This window comes from Altererythrobacter chaiwopuensis (assembly GCF_054957755.1).
The window spans coordinates 1415286-1441096 of record NZ_JBTXJG010000001.1; the positions used below are offsets into that span (position 1 = coordinate 1415286).

32 protein-coding genes are annotated in these 25811 nt (G+C 61.1%); 24 read left to right on the forward strand and 8 right to left on the reverse strand.

Translation table 11 applies throughout. The features are described 5' to 3' along the window. Nucleotides 1–44: 44 nt before the first annotated feature. The 14 genes from ACX2DJ_RS06940 (at nt 45) to ACX2DJ_RS07005 (ending at nt 9095) form a co-directional block, all read left to right on the forward strand. On the forward strand, nt 45–962 hold the full coding sequence (locus ACX2DJ_RS06940; RefSeq protein WP_462571734.1) for a heme o synthase: 918 nt from the start codon (nt 45–47) through the stop codon (nt 960–962). Beyond that, on the forward strand, nt 959–1084 hold the full coding sequence (locus tag ACX2DJ_RS06945) for a cytochrome c oxidase system small membrane protein (RefSeq protein WP_462571735.1): 126 nt from the start codon (nt 959–961) through the stop codon (nt 1082–1084). The genes ACX2DJ_RS06940 and ACX2DJ_RS06945 overlap by 4 nt, the downstream gene beginning before the upstream one ends. Before the next feature lie 4 nt (nt 1085–1088). Next, nucleotides 1089–1670, forward strand: coding sequence for a cytochrome c oxidase assembly protein (locus tag ACX2DJ_RS06950; protein WP_462571736.1), 582 nt, complete (start codon nt 1089–1091; stop codon nt 1668–1670). Between the two features lie 78 nt (nt 1671–1748). Further along, on the forward strand, nt 1749–2621 hold the full coding sequence (locus ACX2DJ_RS06955; protein ID WP_462571737.1) for a cytochrome c oxidase subunit 3: 873 nt from the start codon (nt 1749–1751) through the stop codon (nt 2619–2621). Further along, nucleotides 2621–3013, forward strand: a complete 393-nt coding sequence (locus tag ACX2DJ_RS06960; protein WP_462571738.1) for a DUF983 domain-containing protein — start codon at nt 2621–2623, stop codon at nt 3011–3013. Before ACX2DJ_RS06955 ends, ACX2DJ_RS06960 begins: the two co-directional genes overlap by 1 nt. Then, nucleotides 3010–3585 (forward strand): SURF1 family cytochrome oxidase biogenesis protein, encoded by a 576-nt coding sequence (locus ACX2DJ_RS06965; RefSeq protein ID WP_462571739.1) that lies wholly within the window; start codon nt 3010–3012, stop codon nt 3583–3585. Before ACX2DJ_RS06960 ends, ACX2DJ_RS06965 begins: the two co-directional genes overlap by 4 nt. Before the next feature lie 61 nt (nt 3586–3646). Further along, nucleotides 3647–5047: a threonine synthase gene (gene thrC / locus ACX2DJ_RS06970; RefSeq protein WP_462571740.1), complete on the forward strand. Its 1401-nt coding sequence runs from the start codon at nt 3647–3649 to the stop codon at nt 5045–5047. Beyond that, complete coding sequence (locus tag ACX2DJ_RS06975; RefSeq protein WP_462571742.1) at nt 5047–6030, forward strand: RsmD family RNA methyltransferase; 984 nt, start codon at nt 5047–5049, stop codon at nt 6028–6030. The genes thrC and ACX2DJ_RS06975 overlap by 1 nt, the downstream gene beginning before the upstream one ends. 10 nt (nt 6031–6040) lie before the next feature. Then, complete coding sequence (locus ACX2DJ_RS06980) at nt 6041–6412, forward strand: dihydroneopterin aldolase (RefSeq protein ID WP_462571743.1); 372 nt, start codon at nt 6041–6043, stop codon at nt 6410–6412. A 4-nt stretch (nt 6413–6416) separates the two neighbouring features. Beyond that, entirely contained in the window at nt 6417–6731 is a 315-nt protein-coding gene (locus tag ACX2DJ_RS06985; protein WP_462571744.1) for a Rossmann fold domain-containing protein, read from the forward strand. Beyond that, nucleotides 6724–7758 carry a GTP 3',8-cyclase MoaA gene (gene moaA, locus ACX2DJ_RS06990; RefSeq protein ID WP_462571745.1) on the forward strand — a complete coding sequence of 345 codons (1035 nt, stop codon included), beginning with the start codon at nt 6724–6726 and terminating at the stop codon, nt 7756–7758. The genes ACX2DJ_RS06985 and moaA overlap by 8 nt, the downstream gene beginning before the upstream one ends. Before the next feature lie 110 nt (nt 7759–7868). Further along, nucleotides 7869–8132, forward strand: coding sequence for a MoaD/ThiS family protein (locus ACX2DJ_RS06995; RefSeq protein ID WP_462571746.1), 264 nt, complete (start codon nt 7869–7871; stop codon nt 8130–8132). 6 nt (nt 8133–8138) lie between these two features. Further along, the gene (locus ACX2DJ_RS07000; RefSeq protein ID WP_462571747.1) at nt 8139–8585 is read left to right on the forward strand and encodes a molybdenum cofactor biosynthesis protein MoaE; all 447 of its coding nucleotides are present in this window, start codon (nt 8139–8141) and stop codon (nt 8583–8585) included. Between the two features lie 201 nt (nt 8586–8786). Beyond that, nucleotides 8787–9095, forward strand: a complete 309-nt coding sequence (locus ACX2DJ_RS07005; protein ID WP_462571748.1) for a hypothetical protein — start codon at nt 8787–8789, stop codon at nt 9093–9095. Between the two features lie 72 nt (nt 9096–9167). Here the strand turns inward: ACX2DJ_RS07005 and ACX2DJ_RS07010 are convergent, their stop codons facing one another. Next, on the reverse strand, nt 9168–9716 hold the full coding sequence (locus tag ACX2DJ_RS07010) for a hypothetical protein (protein ID WP_462571749.1): 549 nt from the start codon (nt 9714–9716) through the stop codon (nt 9168–9170). A gap of 206 nt (nt 9717–9922) precedes the next feature. On the opposite strand from ACX2DJ_RS07010, the gene rplU reads away from it, so the two are divergent. The 3 genes from rplU to ACX2DJ_RS07025 all read left to right on the forward strand — a co-directional run bounded on the left by rplU (nt 9923) and on the right by ACX2DJ_RS07025 (nt 11479). Continuing rightward, complete coding sequence (gene rplU, locus ACX2DJ_RS07015; protein ID WP_462571750.1) at nt 9923–10447, forward strand: 50S ribosomal protein L21; 525 nt, start codon at nt 9923–9925, stop codon at nt 10445–10447. A 12-nt stretch (nt 10448–10459) separates the two neighbouring features. Beyond that, on the forward strand, nt 10460–10729 hold the full coding sequence (gene rpmA, locus ACX2DJ_RS07020; RefSeq protein ID WP_462571751.1) for a 50S ribosomal protein L27: 270 nt from the start codon (nt 10460–10462) through the stop codon (nt 10727–10729). A gap of 216 nt (nt 10730–10945) precedes the next feature. Beyond that, nucleotides 10946–11479, forward strand: coding sequence for a GNAT family N-acetyltransferase (locus ACX2DJ_RS07025; RefSeq protein WP_462571752.1), 534 nt, complete (start codon nt 10946–10948; stop codon nt 11477–11479). Between the two features lie 76 nt (nt 11480–11555). Here the strand turns inward: ACX2DJ_RS07025 and ACX2DJ_RS07030 are convergent, their stop codons facing one another. Together ACX2DJ_RS07030 and ACX2DJ_RS07035 are read right to left on the reverse strand one after the other, a co-directional pair. Next, complete coding sequence (locus tag ACX2DJ_RS07030) at nt 11556–12440, reverse strand: metal-dependent hydrolase (protein ID WP_462572566.1); 885 nt, start codon at nt 12438–12440, stop codon at nt 11556–11558. A 121-nt stretch (nt 12441–12561) separates the two neighbouring features. Next, nucleotides 12562–13482 carry a metal-dependent hydrolase gene (locus ACX2DJ_RS07035; protein ID WP_462571753.1) on the reverse strand — a complete coding sequence of 307 codons (921 nt, stop codon included), beginning with the start codon at nt 13480–13482 and terminating at the stop codon, nt 12562–12564. 30 nt (nt 13483–13512) lie between these two features. On the opposite strand from ACX2DJ_RS07035, the gene ACX2DJ_RS07040 reads away from it, so the two are divergent. Next, nucleotides 13513–14112: a TetR/AcrR family transcriptional regulator gene (locus ACX2DJ_RS07040; protein WP_462571754.1), complete on the forward strand. Its 600-nt coding sequence runs from the start codon at nt 13513–13515 to the stop codon at nt 14110–14112. Here the strand turns inward: ACX2DJ_RS07040 and ygfZ are convergent. Next, entirely contained in the window at nt 14096–14833 is a 738-nt protein-coding gene (gene ygfZ / locus ACX2DJ_RS07045; RefSeq protein ID WP_462571755.1) for a CAF17-like 4Fe-4S cluster assembly/insertion protein YgfZ, read from the reverse strand. The two genes, ACX2DJ_RS07040 and ygfZ, sit on opposite strands and share 17 nt — an antisense overlap. Beyond that, nucleotides 14830–15717 carry an ATP-grasp domain-containing protein gene (locus tag ACX2DJ_RS07050; RefSeq protein WP_462571756.1) on the reverse strand — a complete coding sequence of 296 codons (888 nt, stop codon included), beginning with the start codon at nt 15715–15717 and terminating at the stop codon, nt 14830–14832. The genes ygfZ and ACX2DJ_RS07050 overlap by 4 nt, the downstream gene beginning before the upstream one ends. A gap of 67 nt (nt 15718–15784) precedes the next feature. Here ACX2DJ_RS07050 and pyrC point away from each other — a divergent pair, with 67 nt between their 5' ends. Next, the gene (gene pyrC / locus ACX2DJ_RS07055; protein WP_462571757.1) at nt 15785–16822 is read left to right on the forward strand and encodes a dihydroorotase; all 1038 of its coding nucleotides are present in this window, start codon (nt 15785–15787) and stop codon (nt 16820–16822) included. Here pyrC and rarD read toward each other — a convergent pair. Further along, the gene (gene rarD, locus ACX2DJ_RS07060; protein ID WP_462571758.1) at nt 16819–17724 is read right to left on the reverse strand and encodes an EamA family transporter RarD; all 906 of its coding nucleotides are present in this window, start codon (nt 17722–17724) and stop codon (nt 16819–16821) included. The two genes, pyrC and rarD, sit on opposite strands and share 4 nt — an antisense overlap. Nucleotides 17725–17916: 192 nt before the next feature. On the opposite strand from rarD, the gene ACX2DJ_RS07065 reads away from it, so the two are divergent. Next, nucleotides 17917–18396, forward strand: coding sequence for a glycine zipper 2TM domain-containing protein (locus ACX2DJ_RS07065; protein ID WP_462571759.1), 480 nt, complete (start codon nt 17917–17919; stop codon nt 18394–18396). Nucleotides 18397–18522: 126 nt separating this feature from the next. Here ACX2DJ_RS07065 and astD read toward each other — a convergent pair whose 3' ends face one another. Further along, complete coding sequence (astD, locus tag ACX2DJ_RS07070; protein WP_462571760.1) at nt 18523–19938, reverse strand: succinylglutamate-semialdehyde dehydrogenase; 1416 nt, start codon at nt 19936–19938, stop codon at nt 18523–18525. 107 nt (nt 19939–20045) lie between these two features. Beyond that, nucleotides 20046–21458 carry a protein adenylyltransferase SelO family protein gene (locus ACX2DJ_RS07075; protein ID WP_462571761.1) on the reverse strand — a complete coding sequence of 471 codons (1413 nt, stop codon included), beginning with the start codon at nt 21456–21458 and terminating at the stop codon, nt 20046–20048. A gap of 97 nt (nt 21459–21555) precedes the next feature. Here ACX2DJ_RS07075 and ACX2DJ_RS07080 point away from each other — a divergent pair, with 97 nt between their 5' ends. From ACX2DJ_RS07080 to ACX2DJ_RS07095, 4 genes are all read left to right on the forward strand, one after another. Beyond that, nucleotides 21556–22416 (forward strand): alpha/beta fold hydrolase, encoded by an 861-nt coding sequence (locus ACX2DJ_RS07080; protein WP_462571763.1) that lies wholly within the window; start codon nt 21556–21558, stop codon nt 22414–22416. A 17-nt stretch (nt 22417–22433) separates the two neighbouring features. Beyond that, nucleotides 22434–23543: a glycosyltransferase gene (locus ACX2DJ_RS07085; protein WP_462571764.1), complete on the forward strand. Its 1110-nt coding sequence runs from the start codon at nt 22434–22436 to the stop codon at nt 23541–23543. Between the two features lie 134 nt (nt 23544–23677). After that, nucleotides 23678–24451, forward strand: a complete 774-nt coding sequence (locus ACX2DJ_RS07090; protein WP_462571765.1) for a tetratricopeptide repeat protein — start codon at nt 23678–23680, stop codon at nt 24449–24451. A 26-nt stretch (nt 24452–24477) separates the two neighbouring features. Next, entirely contained in the window at nt 24478–25806 is a 1329-nt protein-coding gene (locus tag ACX2DJ_RS07095; RefSeq protein ID WP_462571766.1) for a PQQ-binding-like beta-propeller repeat protein, read from the forward strand. Nucleotides 25807–25811: the final 5 nt, after the last annotated feature.

Here is a 25811-nt window from a genome sequence, read left to right on the forward strand (position 1 = left end):
CCAATGCAAGAGCCAGGCCCGGCTTTGAGTGAGACACGCAAGCAATGACTGCCACAACCGCAACAGCACTGCCGGCCGATTGGCGCGATTTCCTCGCGCTGACCAAGCCGGGCGTGATGCGGCTGGTGATCTTCACCGGCCTGTGCGGGTTGTTGGCGGCTCCCGGCAGCATTCATCCTGTGATCGGCTTTACCGCGATCCTGTGCATTGCGCTGGGCGCGGGTGGTTCTGCCGTGATCAACCAGTGGTGGGAAGCTGAGATTGATGCGGGGATGAAGCGGACTGCCAATCGCCCGCTGCCCGCAGGCCGCATGCACCCCACTGACGCGCGTGATTTCGGCATCACCATGTCGGCGGCATCGGTTGCGATCATGGGGCTGGCAGTGGGCTGGCTGGCTGCGAGTATCCTGGCGGTGGCGATCGTCTATTACGCCGTGCTTTACACCATGTGGCTGAAGCCGCGCACGCCGCAGAATATCGTGATCGGCGGCGGTGCCGGCGCCTTTCCGCCGATGATCGGCTGGGTTGCGGTAACCGGCGATATTACTGCGATGCCGCTGCTGCTGTTCGCGATCATCTTTTTCTGGACCCCGCCGCATTTCTGGGCGCTCGCGCTGTTCGTGAAGTCAGACTATGCCAAGGTCGGCATTCCGATGATGCCGGTGGTGGCCGGTGAGCGCACTACCCGCCGTCACATCCTGGCCTACTCGATACTGCTGGTGCCGATTGCTGCGGCACCATGGATGATTGGCGGCACGGGCGCGATCTATGGCGTTTGCGCGCTGGCGCTCTCGCTGGCGTTTCTGGCGCTCTGTGTGCCGGTTGCGTTCCGTTCGGCCACCGAAGGCGACACGATGAAGCCGGAAAAGCGCCTCTTCGCTTACAGCATTCTCTATCTGTTTGCGCTGTTCGCGGCGCTGGTTGTCGATGCGCTGGTGCACCAGCAGGGATGGTTCGCATGACACCCGAAGAGGAAGCCGAAATCCGCCGCCGCCAGAAGGCGCGCAATTACGCTCTCGGGGGCGTGCTGCTGTTCCTGGCTGTGCTGTTTTATGCGATCACCATTGTGAGAATGGGAGATTGATCCTGTGAGTGCCACATCCACTCCATCGCTTGATCAGAAGAACCTGCGTACCGGCATCTATGCCTTCATGGGCGCGCTGGCGATGCTGGGCATGGGCTATGCCGCAGTGCCTCTATACGATCTGTTCTGCCGGGTTACCGGATTTGGCGGAACCACGCAGCGAGCCAGCGATGCCGACGCGGCTGCGGCAGAACGTCAGGCGCAGGCAATCGGCGGCAAGACGATTTCGATCCGCTTCGACGCCTCGGTGGCGCGCGACGTGCCGTGGACTTTCCGCCCGTCGCAAAGCACTGACACTGTCCAGATCGGCGTGCGTGACATGGCAACCTATGTGGCCAGGAACAACAGCAGCGTCCCGATCACCGGAACCGCAACATTCAATGTCGAGCCTGAGCAGGCAGGTCGATATTTCAACAAGATCCAGTGCTTCTGTTTTACGGAGCAAACTCTGCAGCCGGGCGAAGAGGTGCATATGCCGGTGCTCTACTATGTCGATCCGGCAGCGCTGGAGGATGAGAACATGAAGGGTGTCGAACAGATTACACTGAGCTATACTTTCCATCGGGCGATCAAGCCCCAAGAGTGATAACTGAAACCAAGCCTCTGGACCCGGTGGATCGGGCTGGGTAAGGGCCCAAGCAGAAAGTAACAGGACGCATTTGTCATGGCTGGTACGAAGAACCACGATTACCACATTCTCGAGCCCGATATCTGGCCGCTGATCGGCTCGATTTCGGCCCTCACGTTCACCACTGGCATGGTGCTGTTCATGCACCCCGAAACCTTTGGCACGGCAGGCAAGATCGTGCTGGGCCTGGGCGTTGCCGGGCTGATTGCGACGTTCTTCAGCTGGTTCAGCAATATCGTGAGGGAAGCCCAGGGCGGCGATCACACCCCGGTGGTGCAGCTGCACATGCGCTATGGCATGATCCTGTTCATTGCTTCGGAAGTGATGTTCTTCGTCGGCTGGTTCTGGGCGTTTTTCGACTTCGCACTGTTCCCTGCTCCGATCATGGTGGGCGAGGACGGGCTGGTGGCCAGCCTGTTCGGCCAGGACGGCGAGGCGGCAGCGCGCACCTTCCCCGCAGCGGGCATCGAGGTGCTCAACGCCTTCCAGCTTCCGCTGCTCAACACGCTCATCCTGCTGTGCTCGGGCACGACCGTAACATGGGCGCACCATGCGCTGATTCATGGCGATCGCGAGGGGCTGAAGCAGGGGCTGTGGGCCACGATTCTGTTGGGCGTGTTGTTCACGTCGATCCAGGCTTATGAGTATGCGATCGCGCCGTTTGCCTTTGGCACCAACACCTATGGTTCGGCCTTCTACATGGCGACTGGCTTCCACGGCTTCCACGTGTTGATTGGTACGATTTTCCTCATCGTTTGCCTGGTGCGGGCCTATGCCGGCCACTTCACGCCGCGCCAGCATTTCGGCTTCGAAGCGGCCGCGTGGTACTGGCACTTCGTTGACGTGGTGTGGCTGTTCCTGTTCGTCGCAGTCTATATCTGGGGCGGCTGGGGCGCACCGGTCCACTGATGGAACAGGGCGCAAGCTCTGAAGAATCGAAGGGGCAGCCCGGTATTGGCCAGGCTGCCCTTTTCGGTTTGTGCCCGCGCTGCGGAGAGAAGACTCTGTTCGCCGGGCCAGTCAAATTTGCCGACAAGTGCGAGTCCTGCGGGCTGGACTACAATCGCTTCAATGTAGGCGATGGGCCGGCAGGATTCCTCACCCTTATCATTGGCGCGCTGATGGTGGGGCTGGCGATCTGGCTGGATATCGCCGTCAGCCCGCCTTTCTGGGTGCATGCCTTGATCTGGATCCCGCTGACCATTGCAGCGGTAACCGGGGGGCTGCGCGTGTCCAAGGCCGCGCTATTGGCGGCGGAGTTCCGCAATAATGCACGCGAAGCTGGGAGCCGCAAACTATGAATCTGCGCCAGCTTCCCGTTCTTCCGACCATAATCGTGGTGGCTGCCGCGGCCATCATGGTGGCACTGGGAATTTGGCAATTGGGCCGCGCTGAGGAAAAGGGCGCCTTGATCGCGCATTACGAGGCGGTTTCAACCGAAGAGGGCCGGGTCGATTGGCCGATGAATGACGAAGAAGCAGCGGAGCGCCTCTATCGCTTCGCCTTTGTCGATTGCACTCAGGTGCTCGCCCGCCGGACTGCGGCAGCCACTTCGTCCGAAGGCGTAAAGGGCCTTGCGCAGATTGCCACCTGCAGGCTCGCAAATGGCCGCGAAGCCGATATTGCCCTGGGCTTCACGAAGGAGCCAGTCGAGGGAGGCTGGCAAGGCGGCGAGATCCAGGGGATCATCGCGCCCGGCCCGCGGCTCGTCGCCATGCCGCCGGCAGCGGGGCTTGAGCCGCTGGCCGCACCCGATCCGCGCGATCTGCCCAACAATCATCTGGCTTATGCCGGACAGTGGTTCTTCTTCGCGCTCACTGCGCTGGTGATCTACGCCCTAGCGATCCGCAAACGGATCAGGTCAAAGGCTTGAGGGCGCCCAAGTTCCATTTGCTTGCCCTGTGCGCCCGGCGCGTCTAACCGCTCATCCCGCAATGCAATATATCTCGACCAGAGGAAGCGCTGCGGCGCTCGATTTCGAAGGTGTCACCCTGGCAGGCCTTGCCAGCGATGGTGGCCTGTATCTACCGGCTGAATGGCCGCGTTTCAGCGAGGCCGAGATCGCCGCGATGGCAGGCCTTCCCTATGCGGAACTGGCCACGCGGGTAATGCTGCCTTTCGTTGAGGGCAGCCTGACCGAAGACGAGCTGCGCAGCCTGTGCAAAGAGGCCTATGGCCGCTTCGCGCATGATGCTGTGACCCCACTGGTCCAGCTCAATGAACGGCAATGGCTGCTGGAATTGTTCCATGGCCCCACGCTCGCGTTCAAGGATGTGGCGATGCAATTGCTGGGCCTGCTGTTTGAAACCTTCCTCAGCCGCCGCAAGTCCAACCTTACCATCATCGGTGCGACCAGCGGCGATACGGGTTCAGCCGCGATCGATGCGGTGGCCGGGCGCGAAGGGGTGGACATCTTCATGCTTCACCCAAAGGGACGCGTAAGCGAGGTTCAGCGCCGCCAGATGACCACGGTGTGTGCACCCAACGTCCATAATATCGCGATTGAAGGCAGCTTTGACGATGCGCAGGCAATGGTGAAGCGCATGTTCGGCGATGCGGAGATGACTGCGCGCTTCAACATCGGTGCGGTCAATTCGATCAACTGGGCGCGCCTGATGGCGCAGGTGGTGTATTACTTCGCTTCTGCGCTGCAGTTGGGCGCGCCGCACAGGCCGGTTGCCTACAGCGTGCCGACCGGCAATTTCGGCGACGTTTTCGCGGGCTATGTCGCCGCGCAGATGGGCCTGCCGGTGGCGCAGCTGATCGTCGCAACCAATGTCAACGATATCCTCCACCGTGCGCTGTCAGACGGCGATTATTCGACCGGTACAGTCACGCCCACGGCTACGCCCTCTATGGACATCCAGGTTTCTTCGAATTTCGAGCGGCTGCTGTTCGATTGCGGTGGACGCGACGGCGCAGCGATGGCCGCGCAGATGCGCGCATTCGAAGCGGACAGGGCGATGCGGCTGACCAATGCCCAGCGCGAAGGCGCAGCCGGGCTGTTCACCAGTGCGCGGGTAGATCAGGATCAGGTGCTGCAGGCGCTGCGCTGGGCGCACGAGCACGCGGGCGAAGTGATCGATCCGCATACTGCGGTGGGCCTGCATGCCGCTTTGGCGAGCGATCTCGATCCGGCCATCCCGCTGGTAACGCTGGCGACAGCACATCCGGCCAAGTTCCCTGACGCGGTCGAGCGGGCGACGGGCCTGCGGCCATCGCTTCCCAGCAGGGTGGGTGATCTGTTTGCGCGCGAGGAGGAATTTGTCGAACTGCCCGGCGAATATGAGGCGGTGCGCGACTTCGTCAGCAAGCACGCAAGTACCGCCGACTGATGGCTGAGCTCGTCCGCGATCCGCTGTTGATGGTGGGCAGGGGCTGGGAAGGCGGCTATCGCCTGCTTGACAGCGGGCACGGGCGCAAGCTCGAGCAATTCGGCCCGCACGCCTTTATCCGCCCCGAGCCACAGGCGATGTGGACACCGCGCCTGGCTGACTGGAAAGCGGCGGGCGAATTCATCCCCGGCTCGGACGAGGACGGCGGCGGTCGCTGGCAATTGTCAGCAGACCTGCCGGAGCAGGGTTGGCCGATTAGCTGGAACGAAGTCAGCTTTACCGCGCAGCCTACCCCGTTCCGCCATCTGCAGTTCTTTCCGGACATGGCGCCGGTGTGGGAATGGATGCGTGAAATCCTCCCCTGCGAGGGGAGGGGGACCGGCGAAGCCGGTGGAGGGGACTCGCGGTTAGGCAAATCCCCTCCGTCATCGCAGGGCGATGACACCTCCCCGTCTCGGGGAGGATACGAAACGCTCAACCTGTTCGGTTATACCGGCGTTGGCTCGCTGGCTCTCAGCCGTCATGGCCGGGTAACCCATGTTGACGCCTCCAAGAAGTCGGTGGCGCAAGCGCGTGACAATGCTGTGCTGTCGCGCATGGACGACCGGCCAATCCGCTGGCTGGTGGATGACGCCGCAAAATTTGCCGCGCGCGAAGTGCGGCGCGGCAGCCGCTATGACGGGATTATCCTCGATCCGCCCAAATTCGGTCGCGGGCCGAAAAACGAAACCTGGCGGCTGGAGGAAGACCTTCCCGCGCTCCTCGCCGATTGCCGCAAGCTGCTCGATCAACGGAGCCGCTTTCTTTTCCTCACCGTTTATGCTGTTCGGATGAGTAGCCTGGCGCTGGCGGGGTTGGTCGATGAGCTGTTTTCCGGCCTGCCGGGCACGGTCGAGCATGGCGATCTGGCGGTGCAGGAAGTTGGCGAGGGAGGGCGTCTGCTTCCCACGGCGATTTTCGCACGCTGGAGCAATTCGGAGTAAGGCGCGGGGCATGACCGATTCGCTCATTCTCGAAGTTGCCGATTTTGAACATGATGTCCTGACCGGCATCTATTCGGAAGAGACCGGCAAGCCGCAGCCGCTGCGGATAACAATCCAGGCACGTCTGGCAGTTGCCGATCGTTACGATCCCGATACGCCGCTTGAGGCGAGCAAGAACTACATGGACCTCAAATTTGCTGCTTCGGACGCCTTGCCGCAGGGTGTGCACTTCAAGCTGATCGAAGCAGTAGCGGATCACATTTGCGAGACGCTGTTCGTGCAGGATGCACGCGTGGAAGCGGTCACGGTAAAGATCGTCAAGCTGGCGATTGCCGAAGCGAATGAAAAGATCGGCATCACACTGCACCGCGAGCGGAAATAGCGCGATGCAGGCAGAGTTGCGGATCGACAGCCTGCCGGAAAGCCCGCTCGATGCGGGGGCGGCCTTTCACCGCGAATGTGTTGAGAAAGCGCACAGGGTGTTGGGCGGCGATGCGGAATCCCTGGTGATAGTCCTGCCTGCCGCGCCCAGCGATCATGACGATTGGCGCCGGGCGATGGCGCGCGATCTGGGCCGGAAATATGCCCCCAAGCGAGTCAATCTGCTTGGGGGCGGTGCCGCCGAGGCGATCGACGCGATGCTGGCATATTTGGGGGCTGCGCCGGGCATCACCGGCCAGTATCTTGCGCTGCATGACTAGAGTGCGTGACGTTCTTCTACCCGCCCCGGGGGCAAAGCCGCTGGTCGATAGCTTCCAGCGCCAGATCAACTATCTGCGCCTGTCGGTGACCGATCGCTGCGATCTGCGCTGTTCCTATTGCATGCCTGAGCGGATGGCCTTCCTGCCGCGCAAGGATGTGCTGAGCCTGGAGGAGCTGTTCCAGCTCTCGCTCGGCTTTATCGCCCGCGGAGTAAGGAAGATCCGTGTGACCGGCGGCGAGCCGCTGGTGCGGCGGGATATCATCGACCTGTTCCGCGCACTCGGCCGCAAGCTGGGAGACGGGTTGGACGAGCTTACGCTCACTACAAACGCCACACGGCTGGCGCTGCACGCGGACGAGCTGGCGCGCGCAGGCGTGCGGCGGGTCAATATCTCGCTCGATACGCGTGACCGTGCGCGCTTTGCCGCGCTGTCGCGGCGCGACGCATTGCCGCAGGTGCTGGAGGGGATCGCGGCGGCGAAGGCGGCGGGCCTCAAGGTCAAGATCAACACCGTGGCGCTCAAGGGCAGCAATCAGGAAGAAATCCCCGATCTGGTCGCATGGGCGCATGGTGAAGGGTTTGACCTGACGCTGATCGAAGTGATGCCGCTGGGCGAGGTCGAGCAAGACCGGGTCGATCATTTCCTGCCGCTCAGCGAAGTACGGGCAAGGCTGGAGCAACGTTGGACGCTCACTCCGCTGCGAGACACTACCGGCGGCCCGGCGCGATACGATTGGGTGACGGAAACCGGGGGGCGGCTGGGCATGATTACCCCGCTATCCAATAATTTCTGCGCTGGCTGCAATCGGCTGCGGGTGACCGCCACCGGGCAGCTCTATCCTTGCCTTGGCGGCGGAGAGCGGGTCGATCTACGTGCGGCGCTGCGTTCCGAAGAGCCCGAAGCGAACCTTCAGGCCGCGCTCGATGAGGCCATGCGGATCAAGCCGGAGCGGCACAATTTCGATATATCACGGCGCGGCGCCGAGCCCGCACAGCCGCGCCACATGTCGATGACGGGCGGTTAGGGATGGCTGGTGGACTTTCAGTCGTCATTCCCGCGAAAGCGGGAATCCAAATCGAAGCCAACACCTCTTCAATCTGGATTCCCGCTTTCGCGGGAATGACGAGGTAACTTATGTCTATAAGAGTACTCTACCTCGGCAAGTTGGCGGATGTGGCCGGACAGGCAGTAAGCGAGCTTTCTCCGAGCCGCGGCGATCTCGATTGGCCTGCCATTCTTGCCCTGCTCGACGCTCATGTGCGCGAAGGACTGGCCGATGCCATCCTCGACGAACGTGTAAAGGTTGCGCTGAATGGCGCTGTGCTTTCGAATCGCGAAGCGCTGGTCGCGCGAAATGGCGACGAAGTCGCCTTCCTGCCCCCCGTATCAGGCGGCTGAACCGCCATGCGTGATATTCGGCTTCTTACCGAACCGTTTTATCCTGGCGCGTTGATCGGGCCGTTCACCAATGCCAATCCCGGGCTTGGCGGTGTTTGCACCTTTGTTGGAGAAGTGCGCCTTGATGAAGGTGTCGAAGCGCTTGAACTGACGCATTATGAACCGCTGACCTTGCAAGGCATGCAGGAACTGGCCGATCGTGCATTCGCACGCTTCAAGCTGATGGGTCTGTTGATGGTCCACAGGGTCGGGCTGATGCATCCGGGCGAGCCGATCGTGTGTGTTTCTGCGGCAGCGCGGCACCGGCGCGATGCGATCGACACGGTCGATTTCTGCATGGATCACCTCAAGAGCGCGGCATGGTTCTGGAAGCGGGAGAAGCGCGCGGATGGCTGGCACTGGATCGAGCCGCGCGCCGATGACTATGCCGATCTCGCGCGTTGGAGCGAATAGTCCGGTGGTTTTGACCTAGGTCAAGGCGGTCGGATCTCAGCTGCGGCATGTTTTCCTTCAGCGGAAGGAGATGTCGTCATGTCGAAACTCATTGCCCCTGAACTGATTGGTGAAAAGGCGCGAATCGTCGCTGCTCCGGTGCAGGGACGGATTCCTACCTCTGTAGATCGCACATTCTAGCTGCCTGCGGCGCTTTATGGCGTGACTGTGGCCTGCTATCTCGGTTTCCTCGCCGTCACAGCGATGGTCTTCGGCAATCCCGGCTTGATCATTCCGATGGTGATCATCGGTTTCATCACAATTGCCGGTTTCGGCGTTCCGGCGATCTGGGCCTGGATGAAGCCCGAGCATAAGCAACGCGCGCTTGATCTCGACAATTTCACGAGTCGCGGGATCATGACCCACACCGGGCGGCTCAAACCGCGTGATGCAGCGACACAAGTCTTGATTCTGCCAGTTCTGGTCTTCCTATGGGGACTTGCGGTGGTGACGATAGCCGCAACTATCTAGGGTCCTGACCCTAGTCCCTGTCCTTCCCGGGCGTGAACTGGCAGCGCGCGGGGTCGATCCGTCGGCCCCGCGCTAATCTTGCAGGGCAGGCGCCCGGGGTGGTGTACCGAGCTGAGCCGCCAATGCATGAATAATCTGATTCTCAGCCTCGACCAACGCAGCCGCTTCCGTTTGTGCCGCTGAAATCTGTTCACGTTCGTGGAATTCCAGCGAAGCTGCGGTGTAGAGTTTGTCGAGGTCGGCCAACAGGCCAGTGCTTGCCCCTGCTTGCGAATCGAGCTCTGCAATCGCGACCAGGGCAAGCGACCAGTTCTTGTCTTCCGGCCCCGTTCCTCTCGCAGCATGCACCAGGCCCCGGGCCGTCTCAGCCTGCGTCAGAAAGCGCGAGTGCCGCGTGCGGACCACTGCGATTGCCTCGCGCAATTGCGCTACCTCGCTGAGCGACATCGGCTCGGGCAGCAGAACCTGCCGCTCTGAACTGCTGGCTTCGAATTGGCCTTGGACACGATCGAAATCGCGCGCCGAAAGAGTTGGATAACGGCCCGAATTATCTGCACAGGCGGCTGAAAGGGCGCCGAAAACGGCAAGGGTCGCCAAGCTTGGGAAATAGGCTATTGTCATAGGCAGCAAGCATAGCATGGCTTTCGGGCCATGCCACCTGCTGCGATGCCAACAGGCAGCACCAGAAAAAGCGGCGATCTCCCGTTGACTTGGCACAGCCTTTCCCTTAACGGCACGCATCTTTCCGGCGCCACCATCTGGTGGGTTGTCGGGTGCGCCTCTTTCATTGCGGAGAGGCACAGCTTTAGATTGAGAGTATTACCACCATGTTCGCAGTAGTGCGCACGGGCGGCAAACAATATCGGGTTGCCGCCGGAGACAAGATTGCAGTCGAAAAGCTCGCTGGCGAAGCCGGCGACACCGTGACGCTGGGCGATGTCCTGCTCGCGGGTGAAGGCGACAAGCTGGCTGACGCCTCGAAGGTGTCGGTCTCGGCGGAAATCATCGCCCAGGCGAAGAGCGAGAAGGTGCTCGTTTTCAAGAAGCGCCGCCGCCATAATTATCGCCGCAAGAACGGCCATCGCCAGCAGATGACCTTGCTGCGCATCACCGATGTGGGCGAAGGCAAGGCGGCAGCTCCGAAGAAGGAAGCTGCTCCCAAGAAGGAAGCTCCCGCCAAGGGCGCAACCAAGGGTGAAACCGAAGCCAAGCAGGACGCGCCGAAGAAAACCGGAGCGACTGCGGCCAAGGCGACTGCGCCCAAGAAGGAAGCTGCTCCCAAGAAGGAAGCTGCAGCCAAGAAGCCGGCTGCTAAGAAGGCGCCTGCCAAAAAGCCGGCGGCCAAGAAGTAAGGATTACGCACAATGGCACATAAGAAAGCAGGCGGTTCATCGCGTAACGGTCGCGACTCAGTCGGCCGTCGCCTTGGTGTAAAGAAGTTCGGCGGCCAGGAAGTGGTCGGCGGCAACATCATTGTGCGCCAACGCGGCACTAAATTCTATCCGGGCACCAACGTGGGCATGGGCAGGGACCATACCCTGTTTGCGCTCGAGAACGGCGTTGTCCGATTCCACCAGGGCAAGCTCGGTCGCAAATTCGTGTCGGTAGACATGATTGCCGAGGCAGCTGAATAAACGGACGGTTCGTTAAAGGGATCGTCCAAACGGGACGGTCCCAGCCGGTAATACGGCAACCAAAGAGGGAGATGGGGCTTTCCTGAAATTTCAGGGAGCCCGTCTCCCTCTCGTCGTTTCTCCCTCTGACAGGCTGGCGAAAACAGCTTTCGCCGCAACGCAGATGTCACGCGAGGCGCCTATCTGGGCGTTGGCGGGGCGATGAGGAGAAGGAAAATGTTCCATTGCACCGAGCGGCTGCTGTTGCGGCCCGCCTGGCCGGAAGATTGGCAGGCGATCCATTCGGGAATCGCCGATGAAGGCGTTGTGCGGAACCTGGCGCGCGCGCCCTGGCCCTATAGGCCCGATGATGCGCGTGACTTCGTCGAGCAGCCCATCGCTCCTTTTTACCCGCGGTTCCTCATCACCCGTGCGCGTGATGCCGCACTTGTGGGTTGCATCGGCATAGATGCGCATGCGGGCGAAGTGGAATTGGGTTACTGGATCGCGCGCCAGCATTGGGGGCAGGGCTATGCCACTGAGGCGGGGCGCGGCGTGTTGGAGATCGCCGGGATTCTCGGGCATTCACGCGTGGTCGCCAGCCATTTTCTGGACAATCCTGCGTCAGGCCGGGTGCTCGCAAAGCTGGGTTTCTTGCCAACCGGCATGGTTGTGAAGCGTTTCAGTTGCGGCCGAGGCGAAGAGGCGCTTGCTGCCGAGTATGCGATCGATCTGGCCGCGCGGGAGGCAGTTATCCAGCACGCCGCCTGAATCCTTTTGGTGCGCAGCAAAACAAAACCCCGGTGCCTTGCGGTGCCGGGGTTTCGCTTTTGAGAAGAGGGAGAACCTATTCGGCGGGCTGCATCAGCGCGTCTTCGAATTCGCCTTCGTAAATGTTGATTAAATAGCGATCGTCGTGATCCCACGGGTGGAAGCCGGGCTTGAAATAGGCCAGCCACGCGGGGAATATCCGCCGCACCACACCCGGCGTAAAGGCAAGGTATTTGAACAGGCCCCAGCGCGCCTTCCAGCCGGTGATGCCATCCTGCGCCAGGAGGTTCATCGAATCTTCCCAGCGGTTCCTGAAAAAGCGGCCGGTTACCACCAGCATCATCAGGCTGCGCACCTTCCAGCGCCGATTGGGAGTCCAACTGCGAGTGGCATGGTTCCAGGTGTCATAGGCAACACCCTTGTGCTCGAGTTCCTCAGTCGCGTGCCAGCGCCACATCTTGCGCACTTCCGGGTCGGCCTTGGCGAAATGTCTGGGGTTCTTCAGGAATTCATGCGCCATCATGGCGGTATAGTGTTCCAGTGCCATGGTCGCGGCAAGGTTGAGAATCTCTGGCCGGCCCTTGGTCATGGCCAGCATTTCCTCCACGCGCTTGTCGATCTTCTTGATGTCATAGCCATGATCTTCGGCCAGGCGATTGAAGGCGATGTGCTCGCGCGTGTGGTTGATTTCCTGCTTCACGAACGCCCGGATTTCAGCCTCTAGCTTGGGCGATGCGCCTTCGCGATGTGCCTTTACGGCTTCGATGAAGAAGGCTTCACCGCGCGGGAATGTGGCCGACAGGGCATTGTGCCAAGCGGTACCGAAGGGTTCGCCCGCCCACCAGCGGCGGAGCGTTGTGCCGCGGTTGAACCGTTCGTCACGAACGGTAATTTCAAGATCGGTGGGGGTCGGATTGGACTTTACAGAGGTATCGAGAGCGATCCTGGCGGGTGCGTTCATCGGGTGGCTCCATGAATGCGTTACTGACATCAGTGTCAATAGCCACTACTTACAGAAATGTCAATAAGGCGCCGCCACGGATTCCGCCTGGTTCAATCCCAGGCGTTGTGGGGCTGGCCGCCTATTCAGCCGGCATCACTGCGTCGGAATAGGGGCTTTCGGACTTGGCGATCAGCGCGCGATCGTCATGTTTCCAGGGATGGAAACGGGGCGTCAGGATCGTGGCCCACTGGAAGAACATCCGCCGCATCATGCCCGGTTTCCACCACAGGAAAGCATAAAGTTTCCACTTGGCCTTACGGCGTGAATAACCATCCTGCTCCAGCAATCCGATCGCATCGCGAATCCGGTTGCCGAAATACTTCCTTGTAATCAGCGCAGCGATCAGAGCGCGCGACTTGTAACGCTTCCATGCGCTCCAGTCACGGGTCGCGTGGAGCCAGATATCGTAGACCAGCCCCTTGTGCTCGATCTCTTCGGTTGCGTGCCAGCGCCAGATATCGGCTGCTACCGGATCTGCCCCGTCAAGGTATTCGGGATGCTGGAGCAGTTGGCGGCTGATGATCGCGGCGAAGTGTTCCAGCGCAATGGTGATGGCAAGATTGAATTCCTTGGGGCGCCCCTCGGTCAAGGCAAGCATCACCTGGATGCCCTGATCGATACTTTCGACATTATAGCCGTGATCGGAAACCAGCCGGTTGAACGCGACATGTTCGCGTGTGTGGTTGATTTCCTGATTGATGAATGCCTTGATCTCGCGCGCCAGCTTGGGTGGTAATCCCTCGCGAAAATCGCGCAGAGTATCGATGAAGAAGGCCTCGCCCCGCGGCAGGCTGGCTGATACCGAATTATACCACGCTGTGGCGACCGGATCATTCGAATGCCACCAACGCGGGACCATCGCCTGGCGGTCAAACCGCCGATCGCGCACGATCAGTTCGTGCTCTGCAGGGGTGGCGCTGGCGCGAGCGGTGATACCGCCCTCGGCGCTCTTGCCGCTCGCATCGGAGCGTTCTAGGTCAAAGGAAGTTTGCTCGGCCATCGGGTAAGAATCTATTAGGCTTAACAAATAATGACAAGTCGCAAACGTTTAACCCCACAGGAATCCAGAAGTTCGGCGCTTCAGGCGGCGCGCGCATTACTTATTGAGGCTGGCCCGCAATCGGTCACCTTGAAAGCTGTGGCCGGGCGTATCGGGCGCACTCACGCGAATCTCTTGCACCATTTCGGATCAGCATCCGGACTGCAAAAGGAGCTGGCGAGACATCTGGCGGAAACCGTTTGCGAAACTATCAAGGAGGCTGTCCGCGCCAGCCGTGCTGGCTTGGGTTCACCGCGCGAAGTGGTCGACCTCGCTTTCGACGCCTTTGACAAGGAAGGTGCGGGCGCGCTTGCGAGCTGGATGATCCTGACCGGAAATGAGGACGCGCTGAGCCCGATTGTCGAGACCATCCACCAACTTGTCGATGACATCGCGCCAGATGAACCCGACGCAATCATCGAGGTCAGGCGGCTGCGCGAAGAGACGCTGGCCCTGGTGCTTATGGCGATGGGCGATGCGTTGATCGGTTCGGCTTTGGCGCGTTCGCTCGGCTTACCCGAAACGGCGGCGCGCGACCGGGCACAGATCATGCTCGAGCGTTCCCTGGAGGCGATCAACCAGCCGGGGTGATCGCCGCCTTCATCCATTCCGGCGCCATATCGCGATCGATGCTTTCTACCCGCATATGATCGACGGCAAAGCCGATGTCAGGATAGGCGGCCTTACGTCGCTTTTCGTCTGATCGGCCAAGCGGCACGACGATCAGGCGGCGGTTGACCTTCTGCCGCCAGTTCATGCGCGCGGTATTCTCCTGCCCGATGTAACAGCCTTTACCGAAACTGACGCCGTGGAGTTCGACCGCGTTTGTTTCCAGCCACAGGATGTCGCCCAGTTCGGCACGTCCCTCTGGCACGCCCAGCGCCAGCCGATGCGCCAACCACCCTGCGTCAGCAGCCTTGTCGCCGTCGCTTGCGGGCGCAATCCAGCGCCAACCCAACGCCGCCAGGCGTGGATCTGGCGCTGATCCTGCGGTTTCTTGCGCGCTCCAGTGCACCGCCAGCGCCTCGTCTTTCGCGATCCCGATCTTGCGGCGCAGCCGGTAAAGGGAAAGGCGCTTGACCAGTTCGTCAGCCAGTTCAGCCTCGCAGTCGATCAGCGCATCCCCGCCATCGCGCCAGACGATGAAATCGAACATCGTCTTGCCTTGTGCGCTCAGCAGCGCGGCATAGGCGGGCAGATCGCCCGTCACGTCATTGGTGACGAGCCCCTGCAGGAAAGCGAATGCATCCTCACTATCGTCCTCTGCGGAGAGGCGGATTACGGCACGCTTGGAAAGGTGTGTTGCGCTCACTTGTTCCCTATCCTTCTCGCAATGGCCTCGGCCAGCATTGGCCCCAGTTCGGGGCCTTGTCTGGGATAGAGATAGGGTTCGATCAACTCAGCTTCCATAAGAAGCAGCGCGCCATCCTCGCCGCGCACCATGTCGATGCGGGCATAGAGCGGGGTTTCGAAGGGAATGGCATCGACCACAGCCTGCGCGGCATCAAGATCCGGCGAGGCTGGAACCATCGCCTCCTCAGTGCCGCCATAGAGCGATTGCACACGGTAATCGCCCGTTGCCGGGCGCTTCACCAGCGCGTGTGAGAATTTCCCGTCAATGAACAGCAAGGACATCTCGCCCTCGCTCGCAATCTGCGGGAGATAGGGCTGGATCATCGCCGGTTGGTGCATCATCCAACCCGCATCCGGCGAATGGTGGTGGTGGATCGATTGCCCCTCTGCCCCGGCGCCAACCTGCCGCTTGGCGACAATCGCGTCGCAGCCGAATTCTTCCATGGCCCTGGCAATGTCGGCCGCGCTCGGCTGTTCGACCCACAGCGTGGGGATGGTCGCCACGCCGCGTTCGGCCAGGTCGCGCAGATAGGTCTTGCGAGCATTCCAGCGCACCGTGGCCGGCGAATTGCACAGCAGTATCCCGGCGCTCTCGAGAGCATCGAGCTTTGCCAGAAAGGCCCGCTCGTCATCCTGATAGTCCCACGGCGTGCCAATCAGGACCAGATTACATCCGGCAAATGCCTCGACCGGCGCACGCCAGTCTATCTCACTCAGCGTACCGCCGCGCGCTTCGAGCGCCGGACGAATCGCATTGATCTGAACATCATGTTCGAAGGCATCCGCTCGCCGGGTGGGCGAGCCGGGCATGGTACCGGGGCAGGTGAGGAATCCGATTTGCATGGCGCGGCCTCTAGGGCCTGCGATCGGCACTGGAAAGAGGGCGCATGCGGGACTAGAGCGAGCCGTGATGACCGACAAGCTGACGATCCGCCGCCCTGATGACTGGCACCTGCATTTTCGCGACGGCGATATGATGCGCGACGTGGTGCCCTATACCGCGCGGCAGTTTGCCCGCGCGATCGTGATGCCTAACCTCACCCCGCCGATAACCGATACTGCCAGCGCCGCAGCCTACCGCGAGCGGATCATCAGCGCAGTGCCCGAAGGTGTGCAGTTCACGCCGCTGATGACCTGCTATCTCACCGACAATACCGATGCGGACGATCTGGCGCGCGGCGCAGCGCAGGGCGTATTCACTGCGGCAAAGCTCTATCCGGCTGGCGCCACGACCAATTCGGACAACGGCGTGACCGATGTCGGCAAGCTCGATCCGGTACTTGCGCGGATGGAAGCCGAGGGGATCGTGCTTTGCGTCCACGGTGAAGTGACCGATGACTTAATCGACGTGTTCGACCGTGAGGCTGTGTTCATCGAGCGGCATTTGCGCCGTATCACGCGTGATTTTCCGGGGCTGAAACTGGTGTTCGAGCACATCACCACCAGCGATGCGGTGGAATTCGTGCTCGCCGCCGGGGAAAATGTGGGCGCCACCATCACCCCGCAGCATTTGCACATTAACCGCAATGCCATGCTTGTTGGCGGAATCCAGCCGCACAATTACTGTCTGCCGGTGGCAAAGCGCGAAGTGCACAGGCTGGCGTTGCGAAAGGCGGCTACCAGCGGCAATCCGAAATTCTTCCTTGGCACGGACAGCGCCCCGCATGCCCGCCACGCCAAGGAAGCCGCCTGCGGATGCGCGGGAATATTCAACGCGCCCTATGCACTCGAAAGCTATCTGGCGGTGTTTGACGAAGAGGGCGCGCTGGAGCGGTTTGAAGGCTTCGCCTCCTTGCATGGCCCAGCGTTCTACGGACTGCCGGTGAACGAGGATTCAATCACGCTCGAACGCGCCGAGGCGACCGTCCCTGAGACACTGCAGGCCGCCGGGCACGAAATAGTGCCTTTCCACGCCGGGCAGACACTCGGCTGGCGGATCGCTGGCTAAATCGCGACCGGCTTTCGTCCGCGCCGCTGCACCATGTCCCACACGAAGATCGCGATCGCGCTCCAGATCAGCGCGAAGCTGGCCATTTGTGCGGGCAGCAATGGCTTGTCGAACACGGTCAAGCCCAGGATGAAGACGATCGACGGGGCCAGGAACTGGATGAAGCCAAGGGTGGAATAATCCATCCGCCTTGCGGCCACTGCGAACAGCAGCAAGGGAACTGCCGTCACCACGCCGCCAAGCATGATCGCCAGGCTAAGCCACAATTCGCCGCCGAAGGAGGAGCCTGAGGGGCCTTGCGCAAACCACAAGGCGATCCCGCCTGCCAGGGGCAGCAGGATCGCGCTTTCGATCGTCAAGCCCGGCAGCGATCCGACCTCCACCTGCTTGCGCAAGAGTCCGTAGGTGCCAAAACTGAGGGCCAGGGTCAGGCTGATCCACAGCGTGGTGAGTGCGCCCGCCAGCAGCACGGCTACACCCGCTCCTGCCAGGGAGACAGCAATCCATTGCCGCCGCGATAGCCGCTCTTTCAGAAGAAGCGTGCCCAACAGCACATTGACCAGCGGGTTGATGTAATACCCCAGGCTGGCGGCATAGATCTCGCCAGACTGGATGGCCCAGACATAAACGAACCAGTTCACCGCGATAAGGATCGAACTGGCCGCCAGCACCAGCATGGCACGCCGGTTGGAAATTGCGGCCCTGAGATCGGGGATCTGCCTGCGCACCAGCACGATCACCAGGCAGATCGGCAAGGTCCAGATGATTCGCCATCCGACAAACTCGGCCGGGGGCACTGTGCTCACCAAAACAAGATACAGCGGCAGGAAGCCCCAGATCGTATAAGCGGCAATAGCTGCAGGCAGCCCCGATGGCTGGCTTGGCTGGTCTGGATTGGTCATTCTCAAGCGCCCTAGGGGCCGCCTGTGTTCCGGGCAAGCCACCTTTCGTCCGTCAGATTGCAACGCTTCGTCGCATGAACGATTTCCTGCAGATCGAGTTGCGAGCCGTTCATGTTGGTAGCCTTAAACCTGAACAAACCGAATCGAGCGGTGCCCGCAAAAGGGTTTAAGGATGAGCGAAGGAGCAGGAAGATGAGTGTCGCATTCACCAAACACACTGTAATTGCGGCCGCTGGCGCCGCGCTGTTTTTGTCCACGCCAGCGTCTGCGGCTGAACTGCCGCGCGAAGCAAGCATGCAGCATCACGAATTTGCTGCCGAGCTTCCGTTGGGCGACCTCACTGCGAAGCATGACCGCAAATACAAACGCCGCGATCGCCATGATTACGATGACGACCGCTATTACGGCGATCGCTATCGCGGTGACCAGAGCTACAGCCGCTATGGCGAGCCGGTCCATCGCAACACGCGGGTCTGGCGCGGAGGCGATGGGCGCTATTACTGCCGCAAGGAAAATGGCACCACCGGCCTGCTGATCGGTGCCGGAGTTGGCGGCCTGATCGGCAATGAAGTGGCTGGGCGCGGAGACAAGGGAGTTGGCATACTGCTGGGCGCGGTCGGCGGGGCAATCCTGGGCCGCGAGATTGACCGCAGCAATTCGCGCTGCCGCTGATTAACAACGATAATCAATAACTTAGACTTCTTTCAAAGGCAGTCTGGGCACGGCTCCCACCAAGCCGTGGAAAGCGCTCCTGTGCCAGTTGGTGCAGGGGCGCTTTCTTCCGTGCGCCCTTGATCATCAGCGGTTTCTCAGCCCCACACCGATATTCGCGCGCGGTTGCTCCACCTCTGTGCTGGCGACGGGATAGGCGCAGTAATCCGCCGCATAATAGGCCGCCGGGCGATGGTTGCCCGACAGGCCCACACCGCCAAATGGCGCGGCTGATGAGGCGCCGTTTGTGGGGCGGTTCCAGTTGATGATCCCAGCGCGAACATTGGCCCAGAAGCGATCGAAATCATGCGGCGTTCCACCGATCAACGATGCCGAGAGGCCAAAACGCGTATTGTTCGCTTCGGCGATTGCGGCGTCGAAATCCTTCACCCGGATCACTTGCAGCAATGGCCCGAACAGTTCGACATCGGGCCGTTCGGCCATGTCGGTGGTGTCAATGATACCGGGTGTGAGGAACGGCAGATTCTCGTCGGTCCGGCGCATGTTGAGGAGCGTTTTGCCGCCATGACTGATCAGGTGAACAAAGCTGTTCAGCAATGCTTCGGCGGTGGGATTGTCGATCACCGGGCCCATGAATGGGGCGGGTTCGGCAAAGGGTTCGCCGATGATCAACCGCCGGGTGAGCATGAGCAATTCCTGCATCAGCGGTTCGAACAGGTGATCGAGCACGATCAGCCGCCGCGCAGCGGTGCAACGCTGGCCAGCAGTGGTGAAGGCAGATTGGACGATCAATACCGCAGCATCGCTCAGCAGAGGCGTATCGATCACTACAATCGGGTTGTTTCCGCCCATTTCAAGCGCCACGATCTTGGCTGGATTGGTCGCCAGCGTGCGATTGATCGCAACGCCGGCCTGCACCGACCCGGTGAACAGCACGCCGTCGATACCCTTATGCGCGACCAGCGCCTTGCCTTCTTCGATCCCGCCGATGGCCAGTTGCACCGCACCTTCCGGGATGCCCGCGAGGTGAAAACACTTGACCAGGAATTCGCCCACCGCCGGGGTTTTCTCGCTGGGCTTGAACACGATCGTATTGCCCGCGATCAAGGCTGGAACGATATGGCCGTTGGGCAGGTGGGCAGGGAAGTTATACGGCCCCAGAACCACCATCACGCCGTGCGGCTTGTGGCGCACCGCAGCCGTGCCCTGCAGCGCACTGTCGAGCTTTTTCTTTCCGGTACGTTCAGCATAGGCGTTGACGGAAATCTCCACCTTGTTGACGACTGCATCTACTTCGGTGCGCGCTTCCCATAAGGGCTTGCCGGCTTCGCGGGCGATCAACTCGGCAAACTCGTCACCCGCCTTGCGGACTTCGTTTGCAAATCGGCGCAGCAGTTCGATCCTGTTGGCAAGCGGGCGCGATGCCCATTCGGGCCAGGCGTGCCGTGCTGCCTGCACACAGGCGTCAATATCGCTCGCCTCGGCCCGCCACAATTCTTTGCCGGTTGCCGGTTCGCAGGAGATGTAGGTCTGCACGTTCACGATTGTACCTGATCGCCCCTTTCGCGCATGGCGGTTAGTCTGGTAAGCTCAAAATGGGAAGCAAATTGCGGCAATTGTTCACTGAACCTTGCGTGACTGCTGCGCATCTATCGCCCTCCCGAGCCGAGATGGCCTGCCGGCCGGGGCGCGGTGCCGTGCGCTTCGCCCATGCGGCGGATCGCGGCGATCTTGTCATTCAAGGGAGCCCAATCGTCGCGCTCGTCGATAGCTGACCACAGTGCTTCGACTTCGTCGATCAGCAGGGTTTGCGGGCCATCTTCATGCCAATAGCCATGCTCGCTCGCGACCGGCTGATAGGTTTGGAAAATCTCGCCCAGTTCGCCCTCTGCGCCGCGTCCACCGCGATGCGCGTGGAAGAACACATCGGGTTGCACCTTGCTTTCGCGCAGTGCCTTTTCGCAAGCGGCCACCATGGCGGTATCGTGGTCTGCGCCGCGCGGCTTAATCCCCAGCCGCCAGCACCATCGCCGTGCGACGGCCTCCATATAGAGCGGCCCAAAGCGGTTGAGTGCCGCAATCAATGGCTCGCTTTCTGCCAGCAGCCGCAGTGCTACTGCCAATTGGCCGCAATTCCAGTGCAGCGCTTCGGGCTGCCGGCCAAAGGCATAGAGCCCCTGTTGGTCGAAATAGGCAGCGGTAAAGCCCGGATCCCAGCCGGGCAGCCAGCGCCACGGCCCATAGTCGAAGCTTTCGCCCGAAATGTTCATATTGTCAGTGTTGAGCACACCGTGGACGAAGCCTGCCACCATCCAGCTGGCGGCAAGATCGGCCAGGCGCTCGACCACCTGATGCAGCAGTATCACTGCCGGTTCGCTGCGCCCCGGCGCATCTTCAGGCGGCTGCGGCCCGGGAAATTTCGCCAGACAATACTCGACCAACGCTTCCATATGCGCACGCTCTTCCAATGCCAGCAGCCGCTGGAATGTCCCGATACGGATATGGCCGTGGCTGAGCCGCACCATGACTGCCGAACGGGTGGGCGAGGGCTCGTCATTGCGCCACAATTCCTCGCCAGTCTCGATGATCGAGAAGGTTTTCGACGTGTCTACGCCCAGCGCCTCGAGCATTTCCGTGGCAAGAATCTCGCGCATGCCGCCCTTGAGCGTCAGCCGCCCGTCTCCAGCGCGGCTATAGGGCGTCTGCCCTGAGCCCTTGGTGCCAAGGTCGAGCAGGCGGCCTGCACCATCAATGAGCTGCGCGAACAGGAAGCCGCGTCCATCGCCAATCTCCGGGTTGTACACGCGAAACTGGTGGCCATGATATTTGAGTGCGAGTGGCTGCTGCAGATTGCCGGGCAATGGCTCGAAACGAGCGAAATGCTGCACCCACTCTGCATCACTTAGAGTGCCAAGCCCCACGCCCTCGGCCCAGCGTTGATTGCGGAATCGCACCCGGCAATCCGGGAAATCAGCCGGTGCTACCGGCGCGCCAAGCCAGTCGGAAACTGCCTCGATTGCGGGTTCGGGGCGATAGGGGGCAGCAGATGGCGCACTGGGCATAGGGCCTTTGTGGAGGCTATGTGCGTCAGCCGCAAGTGTGGCTTCCGCGCGATGGCGCTTGATTTCCGGCGCAAATTGCCCAAGGCCTCGCACAATCATGACGGCATCTTTTTCTCACGAATACTGGACCAGCCCGGACGGGCTCAAACTGCATTATCGCGATTATGCCGGTCCGGCTGACAAACCCCCGGTGCTGTGCCTGCACGGGCTGACCCGCAACGCGCGCGACTTTGCCCCGTTGGCCAACCACCTTGCCGGCAAATGGCGCTTGATCGTGCCTGAAATGCGCGGGCGCGGGATGAGCGAATATGCCAAGGACGTGTCGACCTATTCGCCGATCACCTATGTCGCCGATGTCGAAGCCTTGCTGAGCGGATTGGGCATCCGGCGTTTCGTGTCGATTGGTACATCGATGGGCGGGCTGATGACCATGCTGATGGCAGCAGGCGACGCGAGTCGTTTCGCAGGCGTGGTATTGAACGATATCGGGCCTGAGCTTGGCCCTGCAGGTTTGGAGCGGATCGCAGGCTATGTCGGCCATGGCCGCAGCTTTCCTACCTGGATGCATGCCGCGCGGGCATTGCAGGAAATGCAAGGCGAATGGTTTCCTGACTACGCGATTGAGACGTGGCTCGAAATGGCAAAGCGCACCATGGTGCTGGGCCAGAATGGCCGCATAGCCTTTGACTATGACATGGCGATCGCCGAGCCGTTCAACGAGCCCGGAGGTGCCGCGCCGCCTGATTTGTGGCCCGCGTTCGAAGCGCTTTCGGATGTGCCGGTGCTGGTCCTGCGAGGGGAATTGTCGGACTTGCTTTCAGACGATACGGTTGCGGCGATGAAGGCGCGCCACCCCTTGATGCGCTCGGTTACCGTGCCGCGTGTCGGCCACGCGCCGATGCTGGACGAGCCTGTTTCGCTTGCGGCGATCGACGAGCTTCTGGCTCAGGTCGAATGAGTTCAGGAACGGGCGGCTTGCCGCGTATTCTGCATATCCATCCGGATTCTCCGAATGGTTCCTTGGCACGGATATGCCTGGAAACAGTGGCCGGTCTGGGCGGTGCGTTTGCACATGATTTTGCTGGAGGACGGATCGGTTCCGGTGCGCTCGCAACGCTAGGTGTCGGCGGAAACAGCCGCAGGTTGGGCGGGGTTTCTGCCATCAGCGGATATATCGGCCCGGGCGGCATGGTCCGCCTGGCGCGCGCTATGGCCGGATATGATTTGGTGCTCACTTATGGTTGGGGCGCAATCAATGCGGCGATGGCGCATAAAGTGTTCGGACGAAGTTTTTCGCTGCCGCCATTGATCCATCACGAAACGGGATTGGGCGAAGCAGGCGATGACGAATTCTCGCCATGGAGAAACCTTTACCGGCGCGTTGCGCTGGGCAGCGCGCAAGGCGTGGTGGTCGAGACCAGCGAAATGGCACGCCTTGCGGCACAGGCCTGGCAGGTGCCGCAGTCGCGGCTGCACATCATCCCGCGCGCGGTTGAAATATCCGCTGATGGCAGGAAGCCCGCACCGGACGCCTTGCCCGGCCTGATCAAGCGCAAGGGCGAGTGCTGGGCAGGAACGATCATCGCAGACGACGAGATTCGAGGGGCAATTCCCCTGATCGAACAAATCGTCGACCTGCCTGCCAATTGGCACCTGATTGTTTTTGGCGAGCGATCCGCCCTCACTGGAATCAAGGAGAGTGCCGATCGGCTGGAGCTGAGCCACCGCGTGCATCTTCCCGGCATGGCAGGCGACCGCACCACAGCGCTGGCTTTGCTCGACATATATGTAGATTGCAGCGCCAACTATGCATTTCCCGCGGCAGCAATTGAAGCGATGGCAGCGGGATTGCCGGTGGTATCGCGCCTCGGGAGCCCTGCTGCAGGTATGGTCTCGCAACCGAATCGAAACCTTATCGAAGGTTCGGACGATGCCGCTGCATTTCTCGTCCTGGCGGAAGAGGCACAGGTACGTCAGGAGATCGGCAAGGCCAACCAGCTTGAAGTGGCGGCAAATTTTGGCGCTGCCAATGCATTGACTCAGTATCATGCGCTCTATTCCGGCGCGCTCACAGGCGATAGTTGAGCCATGCAAGGCTGTGCATTGCTTCACCCGGGGTTCAACTGGCGAAGAACACAGACTATGCGGCATTGCGGATGGCGCGCCGCGTCCCTACAAGCGCGCCGAAACGAGCAAACAGTCGAGGAAAGAGCCAGCCAGTGGCGCTGATACCAGGTAGCAAAAAGAACCCCGAAGAGAAAAAGGCGGCTGAGGACGATGTCCTGCTGCGCGAGATCGATGATGCCGTGCGCGAGGACCAGTATCTTGAGTTCGCGCGCAAATACGGCCGTCCGCTGCTTGGGGTGGTGATCGCGGCCCTGTTGGCCTTTGGCGGTTATCTGTTCTGGGATTCGCGCCAGGAAGCGGCACTGGAAGCGCAGTCGGAGCGGCTGGTCGCGGCGCTCGACCAGGCTGATGCAGGCAATTTTGACAGCGCCGATAAAACTGCGGCGACGCTTGCGGATGAAAGCACGGGCGGTGCGCGGGCGGCGGCGCTGCTGCTGCGCGCGGGGATCGCAATGGATCAGGGGCGCACCGACGATGCGGCTGCGCTCTATGCCCAGGTCGTTGCCAATAAAGACACTCCACCGGCGCTGCGCGATCTGGCCTCGATCCGCGAAATGGCGGCGAGTTTCGACACGCGCGATCCGGCAGAGGTGATAGGGCGGCTCGAACCCTTGGCTGTGCCCGGCAATCCCTGGTTCGGAAGCGCAGGCGAGCTGGTGGCCATGGCTTATCTCGAACAGGGCAAAAACGAACGCGCTGGACTGCTCTTTGGCGAAATTGCGCGATCCAAGGATGTGCCTGACACCTTGCGTTCGCGCGCACGGCAAATGGCGGGCCTGCTGGGGGTCGACGCGATCGAGGATGCCGACACCTATATGGAAGAACAACGGCTGACCGATGGCGGCGCAAACGCCGCTGTCAGGTGAACCTTGTTACTGGGATCAATGGAATAATGATGACACGTAATTTGATACGCTCGATCTTCGCGGTGGCGCTGGCAGGCACGGCCGTGGCGGGATGTTCCGGCGGAGACAAGAAGACCACGCCGACTCTGGGTGAGCGCATTCCGGTGCTGTCGCGGATCGAAAGCGGCGCCAGCGTTGATCCGTCTCTCGCCGGTGTCAGCGTGGTGCTGCCCCCGGAGCAGGTCAATCCCGACTGGGCGCAGGTTGGTGGATCAGCGAGCAAATCCTACGGGCATCTGTCTCTGGCTGAAAACCCTGCACGGGTGTGGACCGCATCAATCGCCGGATCCAGCACGAGTCGCCGGTTGGCGGCCGCTCCGGTGGTGGGCGGCGGCAAGCTGGTAGCGGTCGGCACCGATGGCATGGTGCATGCATTTGATGCCAAGACCGGCCGCCAGCTGTGGCGTTACCGGATGGAAGTGGCAAACAACCTTGCAGCCATGGCATTCGGCGGCGGTGCCAGCATCGACAGCGGACGCGTCTATGCCACTAATGGTGTGGGCGAAGTGGTTGCGCTGGATGCTGAAACCGGCAGCCAGATCTGGAAGGTCCAGCCTGCCGGTCCGCTACGCGGATCGCCCACGATCGCTTTTGGCCAGGTGTTCGTGATGACGCAGGATAACCAGATATTCTCGCTCGACGCGGCCAATGGTGATCTGGTGTGGCAGGAAGGCGGTTCAGCGACGCAGGCAGGTGTGTTTGGCGTGGCAGCACCGGCAGCCGGTCAGGGCTCGATTATTGCGGGCTATTCATCGGGCGAATTGAGCGCTTACCGTTATGAAAACGGCCGCACGCTGTGGGCAGATGCGCTGGCGCGCACTTCGATTTCTACCGAGGTTGGCGCATTGAGCGACATCGATGCCGACCCGATCATTGATGATGGCCGCGTTTATGCACTTGGGCAGGGTGGGCGAATGGCAGCCTATGAACTGCTTACCGGTCAGCGTATCTGGGAACTCAACCTTTCGGGCATTTCCACGCCTGCGATTGCCGGTGAGTGGATCTTCACGCTAACCGATGACGCACGCCTGCTGGCGATTGCGCGCTCAACAGGGCGGGTCCGCTGGATGACGCAGCTTCAACGCTATCGCAACGAAAAGAACCGCAAGGATCCGATCTACTGGACCGGCCCGGTTCTGGCTAGCAACCAGCTGTGGGTCGCGAGTTCGCGCGGTATGCTCTACAGAGTAAGCACCGCCGAAGGTTCGGCGTTTCAATATGCCGATCTCAAGCAGCCGGTCAGCCTGCCGCCGATTGTGGCAGACAACATGCTCTATATTCTGGATGATAGCGGCCGGATCACCGCTTATCGTTGATCAGG